22 protein-coding genes, 1 other RNA gene and 3 pseudogenes are annotated in these 26,702 nt (G+C 61.2%); 14 read left to right on the forward strand and 12 right to left on the reverse strand.

The window, feature by feature from the left end; genetic code table 11:
* Nucleotides 1-57: 57 nt before the first annotated feature.
* The 4 genes from J7E80_RS17635 to J7E80_RS17650 all read right to left on the reverse strand — a co-directional run bounded on the left by J7E80_RS17635 (nt 58) and on the right by J7E80_RS17650 (nt 5,435).
* On the reverse strand, nt 58-243 hold the full coding sequence (locus J7E80_RS17635) for a hypothetical protein (RefSeq protein ID WP_215053528.1): 186 nt from the start codon (nt 241-243) through the stop codon (nt 58-60).
* A 602-nt stretch (nt 244-845) separates the two neighbouring features.
* A complete protein-coding gene (locus J7E80_RS17640; protein ID WP_215053529.1) occupies nt 846-1,325 on the reverse strand; it encodes a hypothetical protein in 480 nt (159 codons plus the stop codon).
* A 301-nt stretch (nt 1,326-1,626) separates the two neighbouring features.
* Nucleotides 1,627-3,135, reverse strand: a complete 1,509-nt coding sequence (locus tag J7E80_RS17645) for an AAA family ATPase (RefSeq protein WP_215053530.1) — start codon at nt 3,133-3,135, stop codon at nt 1,627-1,629.
* Between the two features lie 797 nt (nt 3,136-3,932).
* The gene (locus tag J7E80_RS17650) at nt 3,933-5,435 is read right to left on the reverse strand and encodes a recombinase family protein (protein ID WP_215053531.1); all 1,503 of its coding nucleotides are present in this window, start codon (nt 5,433-5,435) and stop codon (nt 3,933-3,935) included.
* A gap of 143 nt (nt 5,436-5,578) precedes the next feature.
* Between J7E80_RS17650 and J7E80_RS17655 the strand changes: the two genes are divergently transcribed.
* From J7E80_RS17655 to J7E80_RS17710, 12 genes are all read left to right on the forward strand, one after another.
* Complete coding sequence (locus tag J7E80_RS17655; RefSeq protein WP_311380872.1) at nt 5,579-5,974, forward strand: pilus assembly protein; 396 nt, start codon at nt 5,579-5,581, stop codon at nt 5,972-5,974.
* Between the two features lie 377 nt (nt 5,975-6,351).
* Nucleotides 6,352-6,648, forward strand: a complete 297-nt coding sequence (locus J7E80_RS17660) for a hypothetical protein (RefSeq protein WP_311380873.1) — start codon at nt 6,352-6,354, stop codon at nt 6,646-6,648.
* Between the two features lie 53 nt (nt 6,649-6,701).
* Complete coding sequence (locus tag J7E80_RS17665; RefSeq protein ID WP_251037015.1) at nt 6,702-7,136, forward strand: pilus assembly protein TadG-related protein; 435 nt, start codon at nt 6,702-6,704, stop codon at nt 7,134-7,136.
* A gap of 131 nt (nt 7,137-7,267) precedes the next feature.
* The gene (gene prfB, locus J7E80_RS17670; protein WP_215053532.1) at nt 7,268-8,383 is read left to right on the forward strand and encodes a peptide chain release factor 2; all 1,116 of its coding nucleotides are present in this window, start codon (nt 7,268-7,270) and stop codon (nt 8,381-8,383) included.
* Between the two features lie 202 nt (nt 8,384-8,585).
* The gene (gene ftsE / locus J7E80_RS17675; protein WP_251037016.1) at nt 8,586-9,425 is read left to right on the forward strand and encodes a cell division ATP-binding protein FtsE; all 840 of its coding nucleotides are present in this window, start codon (nt 8,586-8,588) and stop codon (nt 9,423-9,425) included.
* Nucleotides 9,422-10,336, forward strand: a complete 915-nt coding sequence (gene ftsX, locus J7E80_RS17680; RefSeq protein WP_215053533.1) for a permease-like cell division protein FtsX — start codon at nt 9,422-9,424, stop codon at nt 10,334-10,336. The genes ftsE and ftsX overlap by 4 nt, the downstream gene beginning before the upstream one ends.
* A 27-nt stretch (nt 10,337-10,363) precedes the next feature.
* A complete protein-coding gene (locus tag J7E80_RS17685; RefSeq protein ID WP_215053534.1) occupies nt 10,364-11,785 on the forward strand; it encodes a M23 family metallopeptidase in 1,422 nt (473 codons plus the stop codon).
* A 107-nt stretch (nt 11,786-11,892) separates the two neighbouring features.
* On the forward strand, nt 11,893-12,363 hold the full coding sequence (smpB, locus tag J7E80_RS17690) for an SsrA-binding protein SmpB (protein ID WP_104136293.1): 471 nt from the start codon (nt 11,893-11,895) through the stop codon (nt 12,361-12,363).
* Nucleotides 12,364-12,456: 93 nt separating this feature from the next.
* Nucleotides 12,457-12,825: a transfer-messenger RNA gene (gene ssrA, locus J7E80_RS17695) on the forward strand.
* Between the two features lie 113 nt (nt 12,826-12,938).
* A complete protein-coding gene (locus J7E80_RS17700; RefSeq protein WP_215053535.1) occupies nt 12,939-14,432 on the forward strand; it encodes a hypothetical protein in 1,494 nt (497 codons plus the stop codon).
* Complete coding sequence (locus tag J7E80_RS17705) at nt 14,429-16,135, forward strand: hypothetical protein (protein WP_215053536.1); 1,707 nt, start codon at nt 14,429-14,431, stop codon at nt 16,133-16,135. Before J7E80_RS17700 ends, J7E80_RS17705 begins: the two co-directional genes overlap by 4 nt.
* Nucleotides 16,122-18,077 (forward strand): hypothetical protein, encoded by a 1,956-nt coding sequence (locus tag J7E80_RS17710; protein ID WP_215053537.1) that lies wholly within the window; start codon nt 16,122-16,124, stop codon nt 18,075-18,077. Before J7E80_RS17705 ends, J7E80_RS17710 begins: the two co-directional genes overlap by 14 nt.
* A gap of 190 nt (nt 18,078-18,267) precedes the next feature.
* On the opposite strand, the gene J7E80_RS17715 is transcribed toward J7E80_RS17710, so the two are convergent.
* The 5 genes and pseudogenes from J7E80_RS17715 to J7E80_RS17730 form a co-directional block, all read right to left on the reverse strand.
* Nucleotides 18,268-18,828, reverse strand: a complete 561-nt coding sequence (locus tag J7E80_RS17715) for a hypothetical protein (RefSeq protein ID WP_215053538.1) — start codon at nt 18,826-18,828, stop codon at nt 18,268-18,270.
* A 148-nt stretch (nt 18,829-18,976) separates the two neighbouring features.
* On the reverse strand, nt 18,977-20,203 hold the full coding sequence (locus tag J7E80_RS17720; RefSeq protein ID WP_251037018.1) for a hypothetical protein: 1,227 nt from the start codon (nt 20,201-20,203) through the stop codon (nt 18,977-18,979).
* 255 nt (nt 20,204-20,458) lie between these two features.
* Nucleotides 20,459-20,536 (reverse strand): annotated as a pseudogene (locus J7E80_RS24695) (SEC-C metal-binding domain-containing protein); the annotation flags it as partial.
* Nucleotides 20,537-20,898: 362 nt separating this feature from the next.
* On the reverse strand, nt 20,899-21,867 hold the full coding sequence (locus J7E80_RS17725; RefSeq protein ID WP_311380875.1) for an integrase core domain-containing protein: 969 nt from the start codon (nt 21,865-21,867) through the stop codon (nt 20,899-20,901).
* Nucleotides 21,779-21,958, reverse strand: a pseudogene (locus tag J7E80_RS17730) (ISL3 family transposase); the annotation flags it as partial. The gene J7E80_RS17725 and the pseudogene J7E80_RS17730, both read right to left, overlap by 89 nt.
* 136 nt (nt 21,959-22,094) lie before the next feature.
* Here J7E80_RS17730 and J7E80_RS17735 point away from each other — a divergent pair.
* Nucleotides 22,095-24,218, forward strand: a complete 2,124-nt coding sequence (locus J7E80_RS17735) for an ankyrin repeat domain-containing protein (RefSeq protein ID WP_215053540.1) — start codon at nt 22,095-22,097, stop codon at nt 24,216-24,218.
* 326 nt (nt 24,219-24,544) lie between these two features.
* On the opposite strand, the gene J7E80_RS23950 is transcribed toward J7E80_RS17735, so the two are convergent.
* From J7E80_RS23950 to J7E80_RS24455, 3 genes and pseudogenes are all read right to left on the reverse strand, one after another.
* Complete coding sequence (locus J7E80_RS23950) at nt 24,545-24,964, reverse strand: hypothetical protein (protein WP_251037019.1); 420 nt, start codon at nt 24,962-24,964, stop codon at nt 24,545-24,547.
* A complete protein-coding gene (locus tag J7E80_RS23955; RefSeq protein ID WP_251037060.1) occupies nt 24,961-25,047 on the reverse strand; it encodes an integrase core domain-containing protein in 87 nt (28 codons plus the stop codon). Before J7E80_RS23955 ends, J7E80_RS23950 begins: the two co-directional genes overlap by 4 nt.
* A gap of 197 nt (nt 25,048-25,244) precedes the next feature.
* Nucleotides 25,245-25,370 (reverse strand): annotated as a pseudogene (locus J7E80_RS24455) (helix-turn-helix domain-containing protein); the annotation flags it as partial.
* A gap of 310 nt (nt 25,371-25,680) precedes the next feature.
* Between J7E80_RS24455 and J7E80_RS17745 the strand changes: the two are divergent.
* Nucleotides 25,681-26,664, forward strand: coding sequence for a S1C family serine protease (locus J7E80_RS17745; protein ID WP_215053541.1), 984 nt, complete (start codon nt 25,681-25,683; stop codon nt 26,662-26,664).
* Nucleotides 26,665-26,702: the final 38 nt, after the last annotated feature.

The raw sequence follows: 26,702 nt of genomic DNA on the forward strand, positions 1-26,702 counted from the left end.
GAGCCCCAATCTAGCTCCGGACGTAATGATCAACGCGTCGAAGGAGTCAACGGTCGTTTAGCTTCGAGCCGGCTTCTTCGGTTCCCGCTCCTCGACGCCCTTCCAACGGCCCGGTGTCGACTTCGACGCCAGGTAGTTCGCATCGCCGTCGTACTTGTCGTAGCGATCGGTTCGATCGTTGTACTGCTGGTATCGGTCTTTCTGCTGACCGATCCGGTAGCCTTCACCGGTGTTCTTCCCCAACGTGCATCTCCCGAAATCGTGTCGTATGTTCGCGGGAGAAGTATATCTGGCCGACCCTGTTGGTCCATCCTCGGGTTCCGGAACGCTCGCAACTACATGACCCGATCGCTGATCGGAGGCGGTGACTTCGGTCAAGAGCTCGTGACGTAATGGACCGAAGCAACTAGTCCTGACGAGAGGGCTTTCAGACTTCTACTTACAAAAATTTGACGAACCGGCGGCGCGCGGCGCGGTTATCTAGTACTCGATGGTTCCTACGATTTACAAGATTTCCGCAAGTGCACGCCCATGAAGGGAACGGGGGTACGCTCGCGCAAGCGCCTAATTGAAGACCTGCTGCGGGGGGGCAGCTTTGGAAACTTTCGGGGTGCATTTTCGCCGGGTAGGACAGGCTCCTTCGCCGGGTTGTTGACTGAAGTCTTAATATGACCAATTGTCAACCTGTGGGGCCATGAATCTCGCCCCAGGATCTGAGCCTTTGGGGGAGTGACTCACAGAACCTCCTATTCATGGAACCTTCCCCGCTGGTCGAATCCAAAGGAGTCAGTACTAGGAAGTTACACCCTTGGAAGTAGCAGCCCTATAACTAGGGCTGCTACTTCCTAACTAGTGAGTTTGTCTTCTCTAAGTAGTCCCGATGGTGATTGCTCGCTCTGGCTGGCTGAAGGGCCGACCATCTCACGGCTGTAGTATCGGGAAACTCGTCGGACTTCATGATTAATCAACAGGTCATCCATGACATAGGCCCAAGTTCCCCCTCCGCCGTGGAATTCTCCTCCGCATGAGCAGGTGCAGTCATCCCTGACAGCACCCTGGCAGGAGTGGGTGCACACTTGCGTGACGGAGTACTCCCTTATAACCCACACTCCGCCGTACAAGGTTTGAAGGGCTGCCGCCAGATTTTCCCGGTGGCGCTTGGCGAGCATCCACCAGACCTTCCCGGCGTTGTCCACGGTCCACTCGAGGTGGACTCTACTTCCCAGGACTTCTTTCAGGAATTCCCTCGTCCACTTCCCGCCGTCCGGAAAGTTCACATAGAGCTTGGTCCTATCGATAAAACTGTAAATCGTTGCTTGAGACATGTTCCGATTCCTTCGGATAGATCTGATACTGCATGGAATCGTCGCTTCGTCTTTTCGTCGTTATGTTGAGATTGCTGAGTTTGTTCAGCATCCTGTTTGCCTCTTTGTGTACTCCTTCCTAGGGCTTTGGTCTGTTCGCCAGGTCTGCATGCAGGTCAATAGGCTGCACAGACCTGCCTAAACCTGCACAGACCTGCTCTATGGCTGCAACAACTTGCACAGCACGCTATTTGCGCCTTCACCTGCACGCCTGCACACCCCCCCGTAGGGGGTGCAGTGCAGGCAGGCAGCAGATGATTGGTTAGGCAGTCTGATGAGACGAGTAGTCAGGAGAGACGATCATCCACTTGGGACGGGTATCGCTACCGAGATTCTGAATGACTCCCTGAGCTTCAAGGGTCTTGAGGTGATCGCCAACGGTATTGCGGTTGATTCCGGTAGCCAGGGCGATTCCCTGAGCAGACGTGGCACCATCCTGAATTGCTCTTCGGACTCGGCTCACATCCAGTACTCCCAGACGTTCAGCGCGTTCCTTAGTGCTTAGCTGAGCACCATCCGGAACAGCAACACCGCCTGAACCCGAGCCACCGGAGAAGAGGACAGTCTCAATGGTGTAGTTGAGCTTCTTGTCCGGATCTTTGGAGCCCTTGACCTTCTCGAATGACAGGGTACGAGTACCGGTCGCGTTCTTGGTGAGCTTGATTAGAAGGTCCATCATTGCCTTCTGGGCGGAAGCGCCACGTCCTGAGCCGGAATCCTTCTTGCCTTCGTGGTGCACTAGCAGGGCAAGGAACTGCCCCTCTGTTGCCCAGTCCTGAATGGGCTTGAGAGCTGCCACCATGTCTACGTTGGAGTTCTCATCCACACCTGACAGGATGTTGGCCTGAGGATCGAAGACCACAAGAGAAGGGTTGATACCGGCACCCTTGACCTTCGACCTCATAGCTTCCAGCCCGAAGAGGCCAGGAGCCACGTCTAGCGAGGTCCCAATAGTGAGCGTCTGACCTACGCCTGCATCCCAGGCCAGGAAACCCGAGGTATCCGCACCAGGGTGTTTGGCCTTCCACGCCTCAACCATGTCCCAAAACGGTTGTCCGCCTTCAGCTGCGATATACAGTACGTGGGATGGTCCCTTGGTGTTAAGAGGGAGCCCCTGCCACTTATCCAGTCCAGCACAGATGCTCAGTGCGAGGTCAACCACCGCAATTGTCTTACCGGCTGATGACTGCCCGTAGAGCTGTCCGATGCCTACTGAAGGGATGTGATCCTGAACAAGGTGAGGCAGTGCCACTCGCTCTGCAAGATAAGCCGTTGTGAGGAAGGGTGTGTCTTTTGTGATGCCTACCGGAATCTCATCAAGTTCTGACTTGAGGATCTTGCTCAGGGCATCCAGCGACGATGCACTGTGCAGCTTCATGTTCATCGAGAAGTGCTGAGTGAAGAGACCCGACTGGTCATCGTCACCTGTGGCAGTGCGTTTCAGAAGCCCGATTTGCTTGGTTACGCCTTCGAGGATGCCGCCGTAGATGTTCGCGACCTGCTTGATGGTTTTGTGGATAAACCAGTCGCCTTCGGTCTTGCGGTACTCGATCCCATCCCATACGTACCAACTCGCTTCGGCCTTGACGTAGACGGCCTTCCCGGTCAGGAAGGGGGCGAGTTCACCTGCTACTCCAAGCTCGGTGGTCGGGAGACTTCTGGCTGTTTCTTCTAGCTTTGTCCTACTCCAGCTACTGATGAGCTGCTTCTGAACCTCGGTGCTGAAGATATTTTCGAGAATCTGATTCTCAGTTGTGATGGATGTTTCCATGTCCAGTAATGCTTTCTATCAAATTTTCTGCTCATTCGAGCCTTTCGTTTGTTTTGAATTTATTTTTTCCTTGGCGCTTTGGCCGGCTGAGGGTGGTGCTTAAGACCTACATAGCTTGTTCCTTTTCTAGTTGGGCGATGGCACTCTGGACCTGACGCTTCGTCTCTTCGGTCTCAGCGAGAGCGGCCTGTAGGCGCTGAATCTTCTGCTGAGTTCTGGTGAGCTTGAACCTTGCTCGGGTAAGGGGTGTTCGCTCGTACTTGCCTTTTCCCATTCGGGAACCTTCCTCTTGTTTGGTTTTGTAGTATCCATTGTATCACATGAGGCGGGAGAGGGCAAATCTTATACCAGCAAGCCTTCCATGTCAACCAGTAGGGCCAGTGAATTTTCCATAGTCCAAGGAGGGAATTGCTGAGCGGCGAGGCTGGCTTTAGCGCCCGCGCGGGCCTAAGCGGAGCAGATCGGAGAGTTCCGAACTCTCTAGCCTATCAGCTTCCGGCTCAGGATCCAAATTTGGGCGAATCGCAACCGCAGCCGTTCCACGCCGCCCTCGGAGTGCCCGAGCCGGAGGGCAGGTGCGGTTCCCCTTCCCGGGCAACTATCTGTCGCGCGCTCCTCGGTGTCTGCCGTAGGTTGCCCAGGAGCCGTGAGGCTCGGTCAGGCTTACTTCCAATGGGCCTGGGTCCTCCGTCGTCACTCAGTTCCGCAAAGCTGCGGGTGGGTCAGCGCTGCCAAGGAAAAAAAGAACCGCGCCGGCTCGGGGCCGACGCGGCTCTCTGAGGTTGCGGAAACATCCCTCACGTCAAGCCTAGGGCGTCCCTCAATGCAGGGCTCAGCTCGGCCTCATTAATTTCGACTGCATCTGTGTTGAGGTCTGCAAGCTGCAGCATTAGGTCTGACGGAAAGAGCGTCACGAATTCGGGGCGGAAGCGAGCGCCTTGCGGACCACGCTTCACCACGATGCCCTTATACAGGGACTGAACTATGGTGCGCTGCTTCTCCACAGAGATATCGTTCCAGCGGCCCCAGAGGGCTTCTGCGCCTTGGGAAGCCATCTCAGGAAGCAGTCCCGCAAATGAGGTCTCACGAATGATCTCGACTAGCCGTGCATCGATATCGCCCACCTTCCTGGCGTGTGCGGCTTCCTTCTTTGCGATCATCACGGGTGACAGTCCTGCCTCCGCCGCCTCGTCCATCCACGCGTCGTGATCCCTGATCGTCGATATCCGTTCAAGACGGAGCTTTGCTGCTGTTTCGGCTCCGTCAGGGTGGATGACCTTCTCAGCGCCCTGATGCATGAAGAGGTACAGAAACTTTTCCACAACAAATTTTTCAAGGGGCACTGCGGCCCTGCTTACGTGTCCCGGCGTGGGACACCTGTAGGCCCGAGGGCTTCCCGGCCCGCCGCGATAGCTGACATTCAGGCCTCCACCACATGTTCCGCATGTGGCGATGCCAGTCAGAAGGTGTGGATTGTGTCGGGTTCCCTGTACGCCGCGCTTACCGGTCTTTTGAGATTCGATAAGGCTCTGTATGTCGTTAAAAGTTTCTTCATCTAGCAGAGGCTCCCAGCCATCCATGGTGTAGGTAGTGCCCTGATAAACGCGCTTCCCTGTCAGTCGTGGAGCGGTGAAGAAGTTACGCACGGTTCCCGGAGTCCAGTCTTTGCCCCCTGCGCCTTTGCTCTTTGGCGTCTGGAATCCAGTGGCGTTCCAGTCCTTCGCGACTTGGAAGAAAGTCTTCTCACCCTTGGCAAGTCCCGCTGCGGCTGTCCGGATAGCTTCCGCTTCGCCCGCAACAAGCTTGCCGGTGATTCGGTCGTTACCGAAGACTGGGCGGGAGTAGTGCCACTTACCGTCCTTGGCGTTGGCAAGGTTCTTGAGCTTCTGGAACTCCGCTTTCTTCTCACCTTCGGCAGCGTCTATGACGGAGCGAATCAGGGTAAGCATGGTTGAGTCTCCGCTTGAGAAATCCAACTTTCCGCCATCCTCCATGTGTCCGGTAATGCCAGCGGCCTTGAGGCGAAGGGTGTCCATCACGTCGCGTGACAGGCGGCTTGCGCGGTAGGCGACAACAACAGGAGGAGCGTCTTTAAGCATGCGCTCAAAGTCGGGCCGGATACCTCCGTCGGTTGCGCTCTTGTCATTGTCCTTATAGATCTCACCTACCAGCCACCTTTTGGAGAGAATGTAGGCAGTGCAGGCCCTCACCTGTTCCTCTACGGTCTTACCCTCTTCAGAAGTCCCTTTGCGCTTGTCGCTGCTGAGTCGGGCATAAATCGCTGCGGTGGTTTGCTCCATGCAGGCAAGAGTATCGGAATATCTCGACGTGGGTCATGATTACCCTGATGTCGGCGGTGCTCGTGGCCGCGCTGCTTGCCCTCGCCGGGCCGGCGCTGGAGGCAATGTTCAACCAAGCTATGGACACGGTCGGACAATAGGCTGTGATCCCGGTTGCCGCGGACGGCCCTGGGCGCGAGCGAGGATCTGCGGTCGTCGATTTTGTCCTGGTGGGCGGGTTGCTCACGATGTTCTTCCTGGCCATCATCCAGCTCGCGCTGGTGCTGCATGTCCGCAATACGCTGATTGACGCCGCCGCTTCCGGCGCGCGGTATGGCACCCTTGCAGACCGCAATGCCGGCGATGCGCGGCAACGCACTGGTGAACTCATCGGAACAGCGCTCAACGACGGCTTCGCGCAGGACATCCGGACACGTGAGGTCACATTTCAGGGGCTGCGCACACTCGAGGTGACGGTCAGGGCGCCGATGCCAGTGATTGGCCTCATTGGCCCGCGCGACTGGCTGGAGGTTAGGGGCCATGCGGCAATCAACAGGTGACCGGCAACCGGCGACTCAGCGGCAACCGCCAATTCAGCGGCACTCGGCCACTGAGCCGGGCAGGGAAGGCTTCTGCCCAGGCGAAAGCCAGGCATGGCCCGGCCGTGCGGCACAGATCATTGCAGACCGCGTGTGCGAGGCGCTGTGCGTTGATCGCGGACGTCCGAGCCAGGACGCGGGCGCAGCCAAGGGCTTGAAGCAGGAAGCCTGGAAATCATCGAGCGGCGTCGCAGGCCGGCAAAGCTCACAACGGGATGATGCCAGGCAGCGGGGGAGCGCCGTCGTCGAGTTCACCTTCCTGGGGCTGCTCCTCATGGTGCCGGTGGTGTATTTCATCATCACCGTCGGCCAGCTACAGGGGGGGTTCATTTGCTGTCGTGGGAGCTGCCGACCAAGCGGCGAAGGTTTTCGTGGCCCAGCCCGACGAAGCTTCCGGACGGGCCGCAGCAGAGCAGGCCGCCGTCCTGGCCCTCGCCGACTACGGCCACTCCGTCGAAAACGCACGCGTGGAAGTGAGCTGCGATCGCGGCAACTGCATGGCGGCGGGGTCTGCGGTCACGGTGACCGTCCACCTAAGCGTTCCTCTTCCCTTTGTCCCTTTCAGCAAAGCGTTCCGACTGAACGCCAGCCAGCTGCACGCGACAGCAACCCAAATCGTGGGCAGGTTCCGTTGACGTCCGCCGTTCGGAGCCGTCCACCCGCCATGACAGGCGAGACCAGGAGTGCCATGGGGACCGAGGACGGGCAGATGACCATGCTCATCATCGGCTTCGTCATGTTGGCACTTTTGGTCAGCACCGTGGTGATGGCCGCCTCCAGCCTCTACATTGGGCACAAGAAACTCCTGTCACTGGCGGACGGCGCATCGATGGCCGCCGCGGGCAGCTACACGCTGGGCCAGGTGGAAACCGCGGGCGGCGTTCCAACTGCTGTGTTGAGCGGGGACCGCATCCGAAACGTCGCCGGCGACTATCTCACCCGGACTGGCGCGTTTGGGCGCTTCGACGGACTGGCCGTCTCTGCGGCGACGGGCTCGCCTGACGGCTCCACCGCCGTCGTTGTTCTGACTGCGGTAGTTCATCCTCCGGTGGTGAACTTCCTCGTACCGGATGGCATAAGAATCGAGGCGGCGTCAACGGCACGGTCCAGGCTCACGCGCTGAACCGGGGCGGACAGCTGCCGTCCCGCATTCACCGGTTGGCCGTCCCGCATTCACGAACCGGCGCCAGTCTTCATCGGCGCCAATCTACACCGTCCGGTGGGAGGAGACGGATAGCGTAGGCTTAAATAACCATGGCTCAAATAGATTTTTCTGCAGAGATCCGCGCATTGCGCGCCACTTACACCTCCATTGAGAACGTCACCAATGTCGAGGCGCTGAAGGAAGAGATCGCAGAACTGAGCGAGCGGGCCGGGGAACCCAACCTGTGGGACGATCCCGCGGCCGCGCAGGTGATAACCTCACGCCTCTCGCACCGGCAGTCCGAACTTGAGCGACTGAACACCCTGGCCTCCCGCATCGACGACCTCGAGGTGCTCGTGGAGTTGGGCCAGGATGAGGACGACGCCGATTCCATGGGCGAGGCCGCAGCCGAACTCGAGTCGATCCAGAAATCCCTGAAGGAGCTTGAGGTCGTCACGCTGCTCTCCGGCGAATACGACGAGCGCGAAGCCGTGGTGACCATCCGCTCCGGGGCAGGCGGCGTGGACGCCGCTGATTTCGCGGAAATGCTCCTCCGGATGTATTTGCGCTGGGCCGAGCGGCACGGTTATCCCACCACCGTCATGGATACGTCCTATGCCGAGGAAGCCGGGCTCAAGTCGGCGACCTTCGAAGTCAATGCGCCTTATGCCTTCGGTACTCTAAGCGTCGAGGCCGGCACGCACCGGCTTGTCAGGATCAGTCCCTTTGACAATCAGGGACGCCGCCAGACGTCGTTCGCTGCGGTGGAAGTCATTCCGCTGATCGAGCAGACCGACTCCATCGACATCCCGGACAACGAGATCCGAGTGGACGTCTTCAGGTCCTCCGGCCCGGGCGGCCAGTCGGTCAACACCACGGACTCCGCGGTCCGGCTGACCCACATCCCCACGGGCACGGTCGTGTCCATGCAGAACGAAAAGTCACAGCTGCAGAACCGGGCAGCCGCCATGCGCGTGCTCCAGTCCCGGCTCCTGCTCCTTAAGAAGGAGCAGGAGGACGCTGAAAAGAAGGCTTTCGCCGGTGATGTCAAAGCCTCGTGGGGCGACCAGATGCGGTCCTACGTCCTGAACCCCTACCAAATGGTCAAAGACCTCCGGACTGAGCACGAGGTCGGCAACACCTCGGCGGTGTTCGACGGCGCGATCGACGACTTCATCGAAGCCGGCATCCGCTGGCGCACGGACAACCGGAACGCCGAAAAGTAGGTCCTGGCCCCCGGTGTCCGGTCCCGAAGCATAGGCCGGGCATCCTGCTCCAATAGTGCGACACGCCCCTCTGACTCACCCGGGAGCACCTTTCGTGCTGGGTATAGTCGAGAAGCCGGAGCTCTCCTTCCCCCAAGAGAAAGCCCCCGCACCGGTTGCAGACCGGGCCGTCGAGGCCTTGTCCTGCAGGGTACATAGGATCATGATCCGTTTCGAAAATGTCACCAAGGTCTACGACCAGACGACCCGGCCTGCGCTGGATTCTGTCACCCTTGAAATAGACCGTGGTGAATTTGCCTTCCTCGTCGGCGCATCCGGATCCGGCAAGTCCACGTTCCTGCGCCTCGTGCTTAAGGAAGACCGCGCCACGTCCGGCTCCGTGTACGTCGCGGGGCAGAACGTCGCCAACATCTCCAGCTGGCGCGTGCCGAGGCTGCGCCGCGGCATCGGCGTCGTATTCCAGGACTTCCGGCTGCTCCCGCAGAAGAACGTGTTTGCGAACGTCGCGTTCGCCATGCAGGTCATCGGCAAGAGCCGCAGCGTCATCCGGGACACCGTCCCCGAAGTCCTTAAGACGGTGGGCCTGGAAGGGAAGGAGAAGCGGATGCCGCACGAGCTCTCGGGCGGTGAACAGCAGCGCGTCGCCATCGCCCGCGCCGTGGTCAACCGGCCCGGCATCCTGCTGGCAGACGAGCCCACCGGCAACCTCGACCCCACGACCTCCATGGGGATCATGGGCGTGCTGGACAAGATCAACCAGAACGGCACTACAGTGGTTATGGCCACGCACGACGACGACATCGTGAACGAAATGCGCAAGCGCGTCGTGGAGTTAAAGAACGGCGTGGTCATCCGCGACGAAGCCCGGGCCCTTTACACGTCGATGATCCCCGTCGTCGGCCAGTCCCGCAGGCTCAAGGATGCCAGCGGCCGGGACGAGGCCGGAAGAGAGCTGCCCGATATCTTGCCAAGCGCGTCCTCCGAAACGTACGCAACCAACCGTACGGATACGACCAACCGTTCTGGGGAGGGCCGGCAGTGAGGCTCCAGTTCATCCTCGGGGAAATCGGCAGCGGTCTCCGCCGGAACATGTCCATGGTGGTGTCGGTCATCCTCGTCACCTTCGTATCACTGACTTTCGTCGGCGCTGCCGGAATGCTCCAGCTGCAGATCAACCAGATGAAGGGCTACTGGTACGACAAAGTCCAGGTGGCGATCTTCCTGTGCGGTGAGGGTTCGACGGCGCCTGGTTGCGCTTCGGGGTCGGCGACGCCCGAGCAGCAGGACAATTTGCGGACGCTTCTTGAATCGCCGGCAGTTTCCCAGTACATCAACGACTTCCAGTTCGAGTCCAAGGAAGACGCCTACAAGCACTTCAAGGAGCAGTTTTCGAACTCTCCCATCGTGGACTCCGTCACTCCCGACCAGCTTCCCGCGTCTTTCCGGATCAACATGAAAGATCCTGAAAAGTACCGGATCATCAGCGAGACCTTCTCCTCCCAGCCGGGTGTGGAAACGGTGATCGATCAGCGGCAGGTCCTGGAGAGGCTGTTTTCCGTCATGAACGCAGCCTCGCTGGTGGCAGTCATCATCGCCGGCGTCATGACGGTCTGCGCAATCCTGCTCATTGCCACCACCATCAGGCTTTCGGCATTCAGCCGCCGCCGCGAGACCGGCATTATGAGACTCGTTGGCGCGTCGAAGACGGTGATCCAGCTGCCGTTCATCCTGGAAGGCGTCATCGCAGCAGTGATCGGTGCTGCCCTGGCGTCAGTCACCCTCTGGGCCGTGGCGCACTTCTTCCTGGGCGAGTACATGTCCAAGCAATACCCGGACACGGCATTTATTTCGCCCGCGCAGACCCTGCTGCTGGCACCGGTACTCATCGGCCTGGGCGTAGTCTTGGCTGGTACTTCATCTCTGCTCACTCTCCGCCGATACTTGAGGGTGTAGGTCTCAATGAATGTCGAAGGAATGCATATGATTGTGAAGCCCGGCCGACACCTGCCGGACGCCCCTGTGGGACGCCAACGCAGAATCATCAGTGCCGCCCTCGCGCTGGTGCTGGCCGCCGGACTCGCGTCATCTGCCCCGGCCACTTTCGCGGACGACCTGGAAGACCAGCAGGCCGCGCTTAATGCTGAAGCGGCCCGTGTCCAGCAGTCCCTGGAATTCGTGGATGCCAAGATTTCGAAGGCGGCAGCGGACCTTGTGATTTTCCGTGGCCAGCTCCCGGGTGCCCAGCAAGCGCTGCTCGAGGCCCAGGGCCGGGTGGCGAGTGCGGTGAAGGAAGTGGAAGCACTTGCCGCCCGCGTCGACCTTGCCCAGCAGAACAAGGCGAAAATCACCCAGCAGCTCGAGTCGGACAAGCAGAAGATAGCCAGCACCAAGAAGCTGATTGGCCAGATCGCCACCCAGGCCTACAAGTCCGGAGGCGTGCCTTCCAACCTGACGCTATTCTTCGGCTCGAACAACACCGGCAGCCTCACCGACACCATCGACCTGGCGGACCAGGCCATGCGCAGCCAGAACTCCGCGATGGATAAGCTGAGCCAGCAGAACGCCACCAATGTGAATTCGCAGGCCCGCCTGGAAGCGGTTGAGGCTGAAATCAAGGACCTCAAGTCCAAGGCTGACGCGGCGCTGGCGAAAGAGAAAGCCGCCCGCGATGAGGCAGCGGCCAAGAAGGCCAAGGTGGACAAGCTCATTGCGGACACCGCGCGCCTGAATAAGCAACTGGAAGCTGCCAAGCCGGGCATCCAACGGAAGCTTGCCGCGGTCAAGGCGCGACAGGAAGCAGTTGCTGCCGAAATCGTAGAGCGCGACCGGAAGCTGCGTGAGGCCTGGCTCGCGGAGCAGCGGCGTATCGCCGAGGCGGCCCGTGCCCAGGCCGAGGCCGATGCCCGCGCCCGCGGTGATGCAGAAGCCGCCGCCCGGGCCCGGCGGCCCTACGTGCCGCCCGCTCCCGGCTCGCCATCGGCCTTTGGCCTACGCCACCCTTTCGCCGACGGCGTCCCGATCACGTCAGGATTCGGGTGGCGGGCAACGCCGCCCGGGACCGTGGACTTCTACGGCTCCGGAGGGTACATGCACACGGGCATCGACTTCGGTGCTGCCTGCGGGACACCGGTCTACGCGCCGGCTGCGGGCACGGTGTTCTCAGCCGGCTGGGCGGATGACGGCGGCGGGAACAACGTCAAGATCTCCCACGGCGTAGTCCAGGGCAACTCACTGACAACCATCTACTACCACAACTCAAGCGTCGTGGTCTCGGTGGGGCAGCGGGTCAGTCAGGGACAATTGATCGCATACTCGGGTACTACCGGTAACTCGACCGGCTGCCACTCGCACTTTGAGACATGGCTGAATGGCGAAGCGGTTGACCCCATGCGTCTCCTGTAACGGCAACGGTCCCGGCATCCTAGCCTTGGGACGACTGCCGTAGACTGGAATGACCTTGCTGCGGGACAGCCGAGGCAGCCAATTTTTCAAGATCCGAGGAGTTGACCGTGCCGAAAGAAAGTGGCCGGAAGGTAGTGGCCACCAACCGGAAGGCCCGGCATGACTATCATGTCCTGGACACCTATGAGGCTGGCATTGCCCTGATGGGAACCGAGGTGAAGTCCCTGCGGGAAGGCCACGCCTCCATGGTCGACGGTTTCTGCACCTTCTATAACGATGAGCTGTGGATGGAGGGAATCCACATCCCCGAGTACAACCAGGGGAGCTGGACCAACCACGCCGCCCGTCGCCGCCGCAAGCTGCTGCTGCACCGCGAGGAGCTCATCAAGATCTCCCATAAGATCAGGGAGTCCGGGTTTACGATCGTGCCGCTGCAGCTGTACTTCCTGGACGGCCGCGCCAAAGTTGAGATCGGGATTGCCCGCGGTAAGAAGGATTACGACAAGCGTCAGACCCTGCGCGAGCAGCAGGACAAACGTGAAGCGCTCCGGGTAATGAGGGAACGCAACCGCCGCTAGGGCTATCCGTGAGGAATTATTCACCGTGGGGATGCGTTATGATGAGTAGCCCGGCAGGAAGTTGAATGTCCTGCCGGTTTGGTAACAAAATACGGGGATGATCGGTTTCGACGATGTTAGTCGCGACAGGTGAAGCGGGCCGAGGATGCAGAATTATCTCGTAAACGCTGTCTGCAAACCAATAAGTGCCGAATCTAAGCGCACTGACTTCGCTCTTGCTGCCTAAGCAGTAAGACAGTCCGTCAGCCCGAGGTTGCTATCGCCCCGGATCCTGGCGTCATTTAGATAGCCACTGCTGTTTGCCCTCGTCATCGGGGCAAACGGGACTCTTAGATGACTGGGCCCGGATCAGCCGCCTGTTTGCAGGACGGCTGGGGCCGAGAAAATCCGACGCAAACTGCGCCCGGAGAAGCCCTGACAACACGACATCGGACGGGGGTTCAATTCCCCCCATCTCCACCAGACAGATTTAGGGAGCATCTTCTTACTCCTTGAATCGCATGCGGTCTGCTACTGTCTTCCACACGAGAGGAGGCGCCGGCTAATCACCGGGGCCATCGGGCGGGGGGCCAGCATTGCGAACCGTAGTTATTGACCGGCATGTGCTCGGTGTCGAAGGCCTGCCCCTCCCACAGGGACAGGCCTTCGACGTTTCCGGGGCCCGCGAGATTTTTGACGACAGAAGACTGCCGGACGGCTTCCCCTTCGTCGTTGATGACGACGGCGGCGTCAGCGGCTGCCGCTTCCTGAATCAGTACCTGCTCGATGCCCAGGAGCAGAATGCCTTTGACTTGGGCAACATTCGGCGTTTCCACGTGTACCATCTCTCGCGGTTGCTTCGTTACATTCGGCGTCGGCGGGCGCAAGAGCTTGCTGAACTGGCAGGACAGCCAGTGGAGGACTGGCTGGAGAAACACGGGGAACCGAAGATCGACTTGATCCACGCGACGCGCAAGGATCTCGTGGGTTACCGCGACAGCCGCCAGAGCGCCGTCGAGTTCACTACCCTCGACACAGAGCTGGGTTGCCTGGCCTCCTTCTTCCGCTATGCCACTGCTATGGGCTGGGTCCGGTTCAATCCGTTTCCGCAATGGGGGGACCGGAATACGCTCATGTCCGGGAAACGGAAGGTCCGTCAGGCCCGCTTTCTCACTACAGCCCAAACCGCGCACTTCTTGGCTGCAGGTTTGCGGGGCGATGGATCCGACGCGGAGTCTCTTCCCGCCTCCCCGGAACGGGATTACGTGTACGGGCTGCTGCTGGCGGCTACCGGCCTCCGCCGGGAGGAGGGCGCGCTCATACTCGATAATGAGATCCCGCCGCTATCAGGAATGCCCGCAGACGGGGTGCACGTCTTCGAACGCACCGGCAAGATGGGTGTCATCCGCTCTATCTACGTAACTGCCGAGGTCGCCCGGGCCGTCGACCTCTACCGTCAGACCGAGCGGGCAGCCCTCGTCCGGCGCCACCAGAAATCCCTACGCAACTTCCGCCGTGAGGGGCGGCTCTTAATCTTTGACGGATTTACCCGGCTCCGCGGCCAGCCTGCCGTCGTCAACGGCGGCCACGCCCGCTCCACGCTGGGCCTGACCGACGAGGACCGCGCCCGCGCCGTCCGGATCCTGGATGACGGCAGCATAGAACCGCTCGGGTTGTTCATCGCTCGGGGGTTGCCGCCGGTGCCGGCGTACTGGAACGAGCTGTTCGCTGACGCCCGCGACCGGGTGTTCGAGCTCGGCGGCCCCAACCGGCCTCCAGCACATCTCACTGTCACACCCCACACCTTCCGCCATACCTTCGCCGTGACGATGCTGGCCGCGCTGATGCGGGAGGGACGCGAACGGGCCGGCGATCCCTACTTGCTACTGGCCAACCCGGTGCTGACAGTCAAGGAGCTGCTGGGTCATGCCAGCGTGTCCACCACGTACCAATACCTCTACGCGGCCGAGACCTGGCAGGGGGAGGTCCCACGGGCGCTGCGTTCGCTGGCCGCCGGACTTGTCGGACACACCACCGCCGGGGACCCCAGCGATGAGGTACAGAACAGTGAAGGTCAGGAGGAGGTATGACACGAGGTTCCTACAGCACCCCGGAAAGCACCGCCGGCCTGGCCCCGGCAGCTGCCCTAGCCCTCGGTGACTCCCGCACCTATGTCTGGCACGACTACGGGCACATCGCCATGTCGTCGATCACGCCTTCGGACTTCCTCCTGCCCGTGCTTGCTTCACAGCTTGCTGACAAGTGGTTGGAGGTAGCCCACGAGAATGGGAATGTAATGAAGGAATTGCTGGCATCGGTACGCAAATTCCTCACCCATGTGGGGCAGCAACCCTACTTAGCCGCAGGGACGTCGTCATTCGGGCTTTGCGATCTGCGCCGTCGGCACCTCGACGCGTGGGAGATGGATCTACTTGCGGAGCATCGGGAAGCCAAGACCGACACCTACTACCGCCATGCCGTTTACCTCTTCGCCCTGCTCGACCGCATCCACCTCGATGCCCCCGACATATTGCACGCGGAAGTTACGCGCCGCTTAGAGAGCGCTACCCGGCTTAGCCACCACCGGAACGAAGGCTTGCCCGCATTCGCGCCCCGCGAGGTCCGCCAGCTACGTTCACAGGCCCATCGACTTGTCTACGGCCACCTTCGCCTCTGGGCGGACGGGGAACCGGAACCTGCCCCGTCCCCTCGAGTGCTGGTCGCCGCCCACGTCCTGCTGAGTCTGGCAACCGGAGAGCCGCCGGAGGTAATCCGCGCCCTCAAGGTGGACCACGTCATCGCGACAGCCTCGGCTGAGCACGACCGGGCCGTCGACCACATGACGCCCCCGGCCAGGCTCGCGTGGCTGGCCCAACGGAATCTTGTAGACCAGTATGCTGTCACTTGGACGAAGAACCGGGCGCGGGAGAGCTACCAGGACGTCTACACCCGGCACGACCACGCGGCCCATAGGACTTTGACGGCGCTTATCCGGCTGACCGCAGGACTGCGGGAGAGTAGCGGCCTTCCCTCCATCTGGCAGCAGGAGTGGTCGGACGGCCGGATCACCGAGCCGGTCTGGAACTCTGATGCATTTCGGCTTCGCCGATGGATCGATGACGCGGACTTGGCGGTCAGCGAACCCCAGGTCTGGGGTCGGTTCCGCAAGCCCGTGGTCGCAGGGGAGGCCCTGGCCAACCCGCGCCGCTACTTGACCAGCAAACGTCGGCACGGGGCCGAGACCTTCTTCAGGCATTACACCAACAGTGAGGTCCTCCGTGCCGAAGCGGGACGCCTGCTGCTTGAGAGCGCCAACGCCATGTTCGAGGCGGCGTTGGCTGGACCCACTGTGGTGACTCCGGAAGCCGAACAGCTGCTTACCGAGGGCCAGGAAGCACCCGGCCTCGACGCGGCCACCGCAACCTCCCTGCTTCACGGCGACCTCGACGGCCCCCACGCTGCATGCCGCGACCCCAAGGACAGCCCCTTCGAGGCGCCGGGGGAGATCTGCACCAAATCGATGACCGGAACCTGCTTCGGCTGCGGCAACGCCATCATCACCCGGCACCACCTGCCGGCGGCGCTGGCCATCGCCGAGGTTGCCGACCCGGCCCGCGCCGCCGACCCCCAGGTCTGGCTCGACCACTGGAAGCCAATCTACGAAATCATCACCCAGATGATCCTGCCCGCATTCCCTCCAGAAGCCGTGGAAGCAGCCCGGCAGCGCGTCGCGTCAGTGCCACTCGACTTTGGCACACGCAACGACATGCGGGGTACCGATGACGAGACCTGACCCCGTAGTTGCCGCGCACCCCTGCGTCTTCACCCCCGGCGAACCAGTCTGGGCACTGGAAATGGACGGACCCCGCTACGGCCAGACCATCTGGGACTTCGGCCCCCTAGTGAAGCGCACGTCCCAAGGAGAGCGCAGGATAGATTTCGTCGAAATCCCGGAAGGTTATCGCGCCGATGCGCCAGACCTTTTGATGGTACTTGCCCAACCCGACCACCCAGCCGTCATCGAGGCCGGGATCGTCCGCCGTGCCAACCCCGCTCCGACCTGCACCATTTACAACACCTACCTTTACCTCCGCGCCCTCGCTCGGTGGGGAAAAGCCCGGTCCCTGCTGTCATTCCGGGCTTGGCGACAACAGGATTGTGACGATTTCCTGGTCGATCTCGAGGCCGGACGGCACCGCGAGAATGGACACGGCCTATCGCCTGCCACGATCCGTAACTACCTGGTAGTACTTAAACTGCTCTATGACTGCCGGTCTGTTCTGCCTGAGGGTTTGTCCTTCCGGCCATGGGGCGCGCGGAGCGCCAGTGACGTCTCCGGCGCTGGCGAACGTCAAAGGGTTGAGAACGAGAACGCACCGCTTGCCTGGGACCTGTGGGCACCGCTGGTGGCCGCATCGTGGGCGATTGTGGACAAATGGTCGGTCGACGTCATCGCTGCCGTACGTGCCCGACGGAATCTGCCGCAGCAGGTTTCCACACCCGCCGGCACGAATGCCTTCAACGTTATTGCAGCTTGGTCTGCGAACAGTGGAAAACTGCCGCTTCACACCGGCTTCGGCCGAAGCCCCGGCCAGCGCGGCGAGATAAATAAGACGCTGTTATGCAGAGTGCTGGGCATACACGACTCCGTCCTGAACAGGGCCAACCACAACTACCGTCAGGAGGCAGAGGACCTGCTGGCTTCAGCCGCGATGGACCAGCACCGCGCAGTCTTTGGGGGACTAGTCGAGCCCTCGGTCCTCGTCACTCACGAGGACGGCACCCGCTCCCCGTGGGTTGCCGAGATCGGTCTCGGGGAGACCGAGTACTTCGCCAGCGTGCTTCGCGCTGCGTGCTACGTCATCATCGCGTCTCTCACCGGGATGCGGGACGGTGAGATACAAGAGCTGCAATGCGACTCCATAACTAGGCGGGATGGGTTGCCGGCACTGGCAAGCATCGAGCACAAGGGCAACGACAGCCTGGAAGGGGAGGCACGTGCCTGGTGGGCACCGCAGCCTGTGATCCGCGCCTGCGAGGTGCTCACCGAAGTCAGTCCCCACCCCGCCTATCTGTTCGCGCGCAGTGCCACGAACGCGGGCTCTTACGACGGCGACCGGGACCTTCCCCGCCTCATCGCCTTCGTCAACGACGATCCGCAGACACGGCCTGGACGGGGTGCGGGCCTAGGTGTCCGTCCGATCAACACGACGGGTTCCGAGAGCATCAACGCGGACACGCTGCGCCGTTCCTTCGCGGTCTACTCCACAACCAAGCCCGGAGCCGAACTCGGCCTGGGCATCCAATTGGGCCACTCAGCCTGGCGCATGACCAGCGGGTACTTCAGCGACGGCCAACAGCAGGCAGTCAAGCATTTGGACGCTACCCGCAAGGGCATTCTCCGTACACAGGTCGCGGCACTCATCACGGACACAGCCCCTGTCGCCGGGCCAGCCGCCCGGCACATCACCGCCTTCCGCGCCCAGGTCATCGCCGACCCATCCCGCGCCGACCACATCGCCGACACTGTAGCGGACCGTTACCACCCCGGTATCACGAATGATTGCATATGGAACGTCGCCACCAGCGGCTGTGGAACCGACGGGCCGCACCTGAATGACCACATCTGTATCGGACTTGACTGCTTTAACGCACTCCTAAGGTGGTCTTCGATGAAGAATCCCCTTACAGGACAGCTGAAGCCCATGCCCCACTTTCAGGCGATGTGTCTCTAGACTCTTCGCCTCGTGTCCTGGGGATTAGAGACTCATTGGTATGTAGTGTCTAGTGAAGTTTTACGGGCAGGTCATGCGGCAATCCGAGGATTCCAGAACGACGAGACATCTGGTCGTGGTTCCACGAAACTACCCGGCGCCCGGTGGAGGATCGGCTTACGGGGACGTTGGGCCAACCTGCCATTCGAGATCAAACGGTTCCGTGAAATCGCTCAAGCTTGCGGACCTCATCACCAGACAGGAAATCCGGGCTGCCGATGCGCCGGTTCCATATTCGGTTTTGCGAGTCTCTGTATCGGAGGAAGTAGAAGTTGTCGAACTCCGATAGGTCCGTCGTCATTGCCGGCACCGATGCGATCCCAGTGTCACCGGGACGAATAGACACGTCACCCGTCTGCGAGGACCGGGCGAGCCTCAATTGCCACTCGGTGCCGTCCCAGTACTTGACTTCGACCATGCGGAGTGGATGTGACGTCGCGTTATGTACTGAAATTTCGTAGGTGAAAGGAGTGCTCATACCACCCACGAGCCGGTAGTCGCTTGTTAGAAGTCCGGGCTCTTCTTTGCGCTTACGGACTGCGCGAACACACCACACTAGAAAGGCGATGAAGGCCAGCACCACGGGAACTACAACACCCAGACCTCCAAAGCCGTCGGTGAACTCGAGCTTCCCGAAGAAGTCACCGATTGGGTCCGGACTGCTCGAAGGCGACGGTGACGGGAATCCTCCGAGAGGCACAAAATTTGGCACTCGCTTAGGATAGCGTGAGCCGTATGAAGGAGCCCGCGAAGAACCCCGTTTCGAGCGTGCGCCGACAAACTGCTCAAACCCGCACTAGGCATGCGCCGCACTATTGGGAGTCCGGCCTACGAACGTCCGGTTAAGGATGGCCCACTTCCTATCGTTTGGATCTGCGCTGTTGTCGTTTGGATTCCCGCTGTCGGACCCGTTTGGCTGCTACGTGGAGGTAGGAGGCTTCCCGACGTGACTCGATGCGGGTAGCGAGGTATGGAGCCATGGTGGCGAGTGCTCCCACGGCTGCGCCGGAAATCCCTGGCAACCCTCCAGTGCTGGCTATGCCCATGCCGATCGCGGAGCCGGTCGCGGGGATGATTCCGGACAAGAGACGGTTTGTTTTGATGCGCTTAGTCAGCAACTGGGAGGCGTCCTCGATCTCTTGTGCGACTTGCGTGACCGCATCGACTTCCTGGCTGGTGTCCTGGGCTGTCATGAGCGCTCTTCGGATGCGTTTCCGGAGGTCCTGGATGGGCTCCTCATGCCGCAGCAGGGACGCCAGCCCGGTGCTGGAGAGATCACTCAGCATCGGGATGTCCGCCCAGATAGCCGCCTGCGCTGGGTGGGGTGCGAGGGGTGCGGCGCGGCGTTGCAACAGTCGAGCCTCGAAAGGGGAGGCGGAGACGTACTGAGCGCCGAAGACATCGGCGGACACCAGACGTTCGTTGGTGCGCTGCACATAGTAGGAAATGGCATCGTTTTGGACCTTGTTTATCCACGCCGTGTAGTCATAGTCGGCTTCGTAACGCTGCAGCAGTCTGGAGGTGAATTGTCCATTCGCTTTATCCACGCTTTGGCGGTCGATACGGGCGTGAAACCACATCTGGGGATACACTTCCAGGTCGTCCTTCACGGAGCCGAAGATGACTTCCCGAGCTGTGGGCCCCTCCAATACGAGTTGGCTGCGAATGAACTCAACGATCTCTGCCCTTTGGAGGTCCTGCGCTGTGCGCTCGTGGACACTACGTCCCTGGACCGCACGGCTGACGCCGTCGGGTATCGGAATCACGACGCCCGCCGCCAATAGATTCTTGTGCTTGAGGTGCTTTAGCGCAGCCTCTCTCAGGGAGCGGTTGGTGGGGCCAGTTGACACAGCTTTGAGGAGGTTGTCGGGAATAAGGACATGGTCCGCCAGCAGAAGTGTGCGGCTGAGGAAAACATCGGCTTCCAGTTCCTCGTTCCATAGAAGTGTTCTGTCTTTATGCTTTTCGGTGAGGCTACTGGCGGTTTGCAGCGTTAGTATGGCCAGATTGAGGACACTATCCAAGTGGGCGTCTGAGATGGAAGATTCATTATCCGGGCAGGTCGCAAGCTCCTTGAGGACTTCCACCCGGAGTTTGCCCAGAGCTTCCGGACTCTTAGCTGAACCTTCTTGCCGGGTGTGGGCGGCCAGGCGTTCAAGCTCGCTGTATCGGACTGCTCTAGGGCCGGGTTCCGTAGTTGGTGCCATAATTGGCATACCGCCGGCGGGCATCATCCGTGGCAATACGGAGCGGGCCATACGGGTGGTCGGGCTCAGCCAGACGGAATCGCCCTCATCTTCCGGTACCGGGTCGCCTGGCTGTGAGCGCGGACTATGCAGTCTCCGATGGCAAAGGCGGTAGGTCTTTCCCGATCCACACCAGCATGGGTCTTGACGATTTAGTGGTGTCAGCGGATCCACCAGGCTCCTTCCAAGAGGTTTTAAACGGCCCGAGATGTGTCCCCGACTTGGGTTTCATTCTCTCTGCAAAGAGCTGTGCCTGCTACCTTGCCCTGGCTGGCCTCACTGCTCCGGTCGCCAAATCATGGCTTGACGTGAATGCAACCGCCGCCCGGTCGGGGTGTTTCCTCAAGGATGCATGCTTCATGAGACGGATCCTGTTTGGCAGGCAGCTCGCATGATAGTTAATCCCCGTATTAGGGAGGACACTTGACCCGTGCATGTTGCGCGTAATGGGAGACGCTGCCGAGGAAGACACGGCCGTTCTGACAGTTGATTCCACCTCTGTGGTGAGTCGAGACATCCTTCACGGATGAGTCGAGTCATCGGTAACACCCCGGTCTTAAGACCGGGGTGTTTTTCTTTGTCTGGGTTGGTAGTCCCGGGTGGGGTCGATGGTGAGTTGCCGGATGATCTCGCCGGTGGCGGTATCGCTGATAGTGACGTCGGTGTCGTGGATGAGCATCAGGACGTGTTTGCCGGCGTGGGCCCGGCCGATGCCGATGTGGCGGAGCCGGCCTGCGTGGCGGAGGGTGAGTTTGCCGAACCGGTCCACGCGGTCGATGCGCTGTCGCCAGTGGTCTCCTTGTCTGGCTCCTGCGGGGGGCGGCTTTGGGTGTTGAGCTGTAGGCGCCGGCTGGGGTGCGCCGGTCCAGGGCGCGGTGGGGGCGTTCGTGGTTGTAGATCTGCCGGAACTTGTCCAGCTGTTCGTTGAGGTCCTCGATGGTATGGGCGCGGGCCTGTCCGATCAGCCAGCGTTTGAGGGTCTGGTGGAACCGTTCGATTTTGCCTTGGGTCTGGGGGTGGTTCGGGGCGCCGTTCTTCTGGGTGATGCCCAGGGCGTGGAGCTGGTGTTCGAAGGCGTTCCGTCCGCCTCTGCCGCCGGCCAGGCGGGTGGTGTAGACCATGCCGTTGTCCGTCAGTGTCGAGGCAGGTAGCCCGTACTCGGCGGCGCAGGCCAGGAACGTGGCCACGACCGCGGTGACGGTGACGGGCCGGTAGGCGGTGCAGGCGAGCAGGTAGCGGGAGTGGTCATCGAGGAAGTTCAGGATCTCGGTGTCGGTGCCGTCGGCCAGGGCCCAGTGGGTGAAGTCGGATTGCCAGGTTTCGTTGGGCTGGTGCGCTTCGAAGCGGTGCAGCGAGGCTTTCGGGCGCTTCTTCGGTTCCGGGGTGATCAGCCCGTTGCTGTGCAGGATCCGGCGAAAGCGTGTCTCGCGGTGATCCCTCGCACCCGCACCGCCGGCACCACCGGTCCGGCTCCACGACCCGGCAGGCCAGCACTGTCCGGTCAGGCTCAAGGCGCTGTCCAACGACTTCGAGGCCCAGCCCGTCGAGACGGGCGAACGTGGTCAGGTCAGGGCAAACGAAGGTAGCGTTAGGCACGTCGAGGTCTTCCGGATGGGCAGTGTGAGAACTTCCATCATCGGAAGACCTCGATCGTTATCCGGCCACCGACGCGCCGACCGCTCTCACACCCCGACTACACCCTCATCTGTGAAGAGCCCGATAACGTTGCCTTATGACCGGTATCAACCAAACGCTCAGCTACAGGACCCGCGCGAACCACTTCAAGAACGGGATCGCGATGGGCGGACACCTCTGGCTTCAGGAAGGACCTCAGTCGGAACTGGTTTTCCGTGCGCACGGCATCTTCCAGCGTCGATATGAGCTGCGCCTCATGCTCTCGAAAGTCAGGTCCTTCGTTGGCGGCACGGGAGGTGCGGTGACGGGCTCGCGCTGGACCCTGACACTGGCGGATGGGACTGTCGAGGAGTTCCTTGTGGCAGGGCGCACCGGACTCCGAGAGGCGCTGCTGTCCGTCCACTCCAACGCTAGGAACCACTCGATTCCTACGGGCGACCCGTCGGACTTACCTCGCTCTCGCCCCGACCAACCTGCCAGCCTTCCGGCGGGGACTGCCAACAGCCACGTCCGCCGGGTTGAGACTGCGTCGGCGCAGTCTCAAAAGGATTCCGAACTGCCCTTGAGAGCCGCGATCACCGCGACCCCGCAACTCCCGGGCTTCAAGCACCTGCGCGTAATCGGATTCTCCACGGCGCTCAAGAGGTTCGCCCAGGCTGTCCCTCGGAGCGAAGGGGGTTACGGACTCGACGTCGAAGGAAGCGTTATCAGTTGGGAGTCGCGTACTGGCCTCGTCAGCGAGTCGCAGAACGACGTGTACGAACCCGTGCGCCTCCCTGCGCGTTGCCTGGTGATTCCAGGCAAAGTCGTTCAGATCGCTGGCTCGCGGGACGGGATGCTCGCACTCACCGAGCATGGCGATGTTTACGCCTGGGGTGAGGACTACTTCGATGAGATCGGTGAAGATGGGCGAAACGAAGAGTCGCCGCTGCACATCAACGGCCTCGACGGAATCGTCTCGCTGGCTTCGACCGGTAGCACCCACTTCGCAATTGGCGCGCGGGGAGAGGTTTGGTCCTGGGGATCTAAATACGGTGGGTGTTTGGGTGACGGGTCGGAGGCAAATCGCAGTGTGCCCGCTTTGGTTCCGCACTTGAGCGATGTCAGAGAGGTGCGGTGCTCGGAGCAGCGAGACCAGGTCGTTGCTCTGACGACGGGGGGTGCTGTCCTGGTCTGGGGTTACGGGTACTCGTTTGACGGAGACAAGGTCGCGCGGAGCATTCCGACTGAGTTGATCGATCTCCCGAAAATCCGATCCTTGGGCGACGGCGAAACGGCGATCGATGGCGATGGGCACGTCTGGAGGTGGGGCGAAGACCTCGCAGTGAAGCAAGTCCCTGATCTGACAGACATTGTCGCCATCGTCCACGGAAGCAACTCGATTAGCAATGATGGCACCTGGCATGCTCTCGACCGCGACGGACGCGTCTACGGCTGGGGATGCAACAACTTCGGGCAGATCGGAGACGGAACGACAATCGACCGTGACCACCCCGTCCCGGTGACCGGTCTCACCGACGTCGTCGCGCTCGTCACCAACAGCGCCGAGGCCTATGCACTTACATCAAGCGGGACGGTGTGTGCCTGGGGCGGATTCCCGAGTGAAGGTGTTCTTGAAAATTACGGGAACATGGAGACCATCCACGGTCCCGTGCCACAGCGAATCCCCCTGCCACACTTCACCGAGTCGCGCATGCAGCGCTGGGCAACCCTGGAGCTAGCAAGCCTCGGCTCCAGCGAGCTGCGTCAGACATTCTTCGACTTCCGAAATGGACGTACACCCCTCATGCAGTGCGCTGCGGCCGGCCTAGACGACGAAGTTTCCGTCATGCTTGCGCAGAGCGGAGACGTTAACGCCGTTGACACTGATGGGGACTCAGCCCTCTTCTATGCCGCGAGCAAAGGTCAGATGCGCAACGTCGAGCTGCTTCTACGGGCAGGAGCAAACCCGCATATTCATCGACCCGGCGGCAACTCCGCGCTCGCGCAGGCCGCGGGGATGAGTGTGGCGTTCGGCAGCGACGGCGGCGACTACTGGCAGGTGGCCCTGCTGCTCCTCAGGCGTGGGGCCGATCCCTCGGACATGTATTCACGTGGCATCGCTCCTGCAAGGCACACAGACCGTGGCATGCTGGTGATCCGACCGGAGAATCTATATAGCTACCTGGCGTACGACGACACGTTTCCGATTCGAGTCGTTCGTGAGTCGTTTGTTGGGTAAACGTTCTGTCGAACTTCGGGCTATGGACCTGTATCCCCCCTCCGATCCGGTACCGTCGAGGTCACTTCCAAACGGACTCAAAAACGGAGCAGCCAAAGAGCAGATCCGTGCAGTGACATTGCTGGCTAAGCGACCACGATCGGACTTCGCCGGACTGGAGAGGCAACCATGGCGGAACCTTACTCAACACGGCCGGTAGAAGGAAGACACTGGGCTACCCACCGGTCTGCAGATGAGGAAGACACAGTACTGGAAGACACCGCGTTTCTGACAGTTGATTCCACCGTGTGATGTAGCGGGACATCCTTTACGGATGTGTCGGGACATCATTGACACCCCGGTCTTCGGACCGGGGTGTTTTGTTTTTTCGGTTGGCAGCCTCGGGCGGGGTAGATGGTGAATTCGGCGAGGATTTCGCCGGTGCCGTGCTCGACGGCGGTTATCTCGTTTCCATGGGCGAGCAGGATGATGCGTTTGTGTTTGTGGGCTCGTCCGATACCCAGATGGCAGAGCCGTCCTGCGTGGCGGAGCGTGACCTTGCCGTCGGTGTCGACGCGGTCGGTGCGCACGCGCCAGTGTTCGCCTTGGGCGGTGGTGGGGCTGCTTTGGGCGTTGCCGTGTAGCCCTCGGCAGGGGTGCGCCGGTTCAGAGCCCGGTGGGGGCGTTCGTGGGTTGTAGATCTGCCGGAACTTGTCCAGCTGTTCGTTGAGATCTTCCAGCGTGTGTCGGGGTGTCCGTGCAGTCATTTCTTCAGGTTCTGATGGAAGCGTTCGATTTTGCCCTGGGTTTGCGGGTGCCCGGGGTGGCCGTTCTTCTGCGTGATGCCCAGGGCCGAAGGTGGGAGGCGATGGTCTCAGCGCCGGCGTCCAATCCTTTTCGGGTGAGTTCGAGTCGCAGTGCCAGGATCCTGTCCCTGACTGGCGCCGGGGTGGTGCGGGGCTCGTGCCCGGACGTCTGGAGCGGGATGCCCAGGCCGGCTTCACCCGCCTGGGCATGGCGCCGGAGGAGTTCGTGGACCCATTGCCGGCTGACTCCGTACCGGCGGGCAGCCTCTGATTTGGACATTCTGCCCTCGAGTACAGCCAGGACGATGACCTTGTTCTTCGACATGGCCCAGCCCATCAGGCTAAGTGTCGTCTGTGTCCGCGACATGCCGAGACCGTCAACGATGTCCCGCCACAGCAGTCAACTATCACCTGTCAACGATGTCCCGCCACAGCAGTCAACTATCACCTGTCAACGATGTCCCGCCACAGGTGCAAACGATGTCCTGAAATCACACACCCCCATCTCCACCGTTTCACCTATAGCCCGGACTCCCGTCCGGGCTATAGGTTTTAAACACCCGTTCATGCGGCCCTGTTCACCCACGGCGTAGCCCGCAAGGGACTAGGCAGGCGGCTCCAGGGGTTGTGCCAGATAGCACTCAATCCGCAACAGGTACGGCCAAGGGAGGCGGGCCATGTCCACGGCACCTGCAACTGCATCAGGTCCCGACAGGGACGACGACGCCCTGGATTCATACTCCGAGACGGTCATCAGGGTGGCCAGGACCGTCACGCCGCACGTCGCAGCCATCGAAATGACCGGTAACCGACGCAACGGAAGGTTCCGGGTGGGAGCCGGCTCCGCGGTGCTCTTTACCGAGGACGGATTCCTCCTGACTAATTCGCACGTCGTGGCGGGTACGCAGAAAGGCCGCGCAGTCTTTGCCGACGGCTCGGCGACGGACATTGAGCTGGTGGGGGCGGACCCCCTGTCAGATCTCGCAGTGGTCCGGGGCCGCTCGCCCCGCGTAGCCCCGGCGGAATTCGGTGATGCGGAATCCCTCCGCGTGGGCCAGCTGGTCATCGCGGTGGGCAATCCTCTCGGCCTCTCCGGCTCAGTGACGGCGGGAGTGGTAAGCGGTTTGGGCCGTGCCATCCCCGTCTGGGCCGGGCGTAACCGCCGGGTCATCGAGGATGTCATCCAGACAGACGCTGCGTTGAATGCGGGCAGTTCGGGCGGCGCCCTCGCCGATGCCCGCAGCCGCATCATCGGAATCAATACTGCCGTCGCCGGCGCCGGGTTGGGACTGGCCGTGCCGATCAACAAGACCACCCGACGGATCATCTCCGCGCTCCTGGCTGACGGTCGCGTCCGGCGCGCCTATCTGGGCCTAGTCAGCACCCCCATCCGGCTCGGCCCCAGCATGGTAGTCCGCACCGGCCAGCGCAATGGCCTGCGCGTGGTGGAAGTTCTCGCCGGGTCCCCTGCCGAAAAGGCAGGCGTGCAGGTGGGCGACGTCCTGCTGCGGGCGGGGTCGCGGCCGGTGAGCAATGCCGAAAGCCTGCAAAAGCTGCTCTTTGCCGATGCCATCGGCGTCCCCATGAGCATTGTGGTGCTGCGTGACGGCCACGAGCTCGAGATTGCTGCCGTACCAGCGGAAATGGCGGACACTGGCTAAGCCCCGAACGAAGAGCCTGGCTAGGGGCTCCCAGGAAA

This window comes from Arthrobacter sp. ISL-28 (assembly GCF_018613875.1).
Classification (GTDB): domain Bacteria; phylum Actinomycetota; class Actinomycetes; order Actinomycetales; family Micrococcaceae; genus Arthrobacter.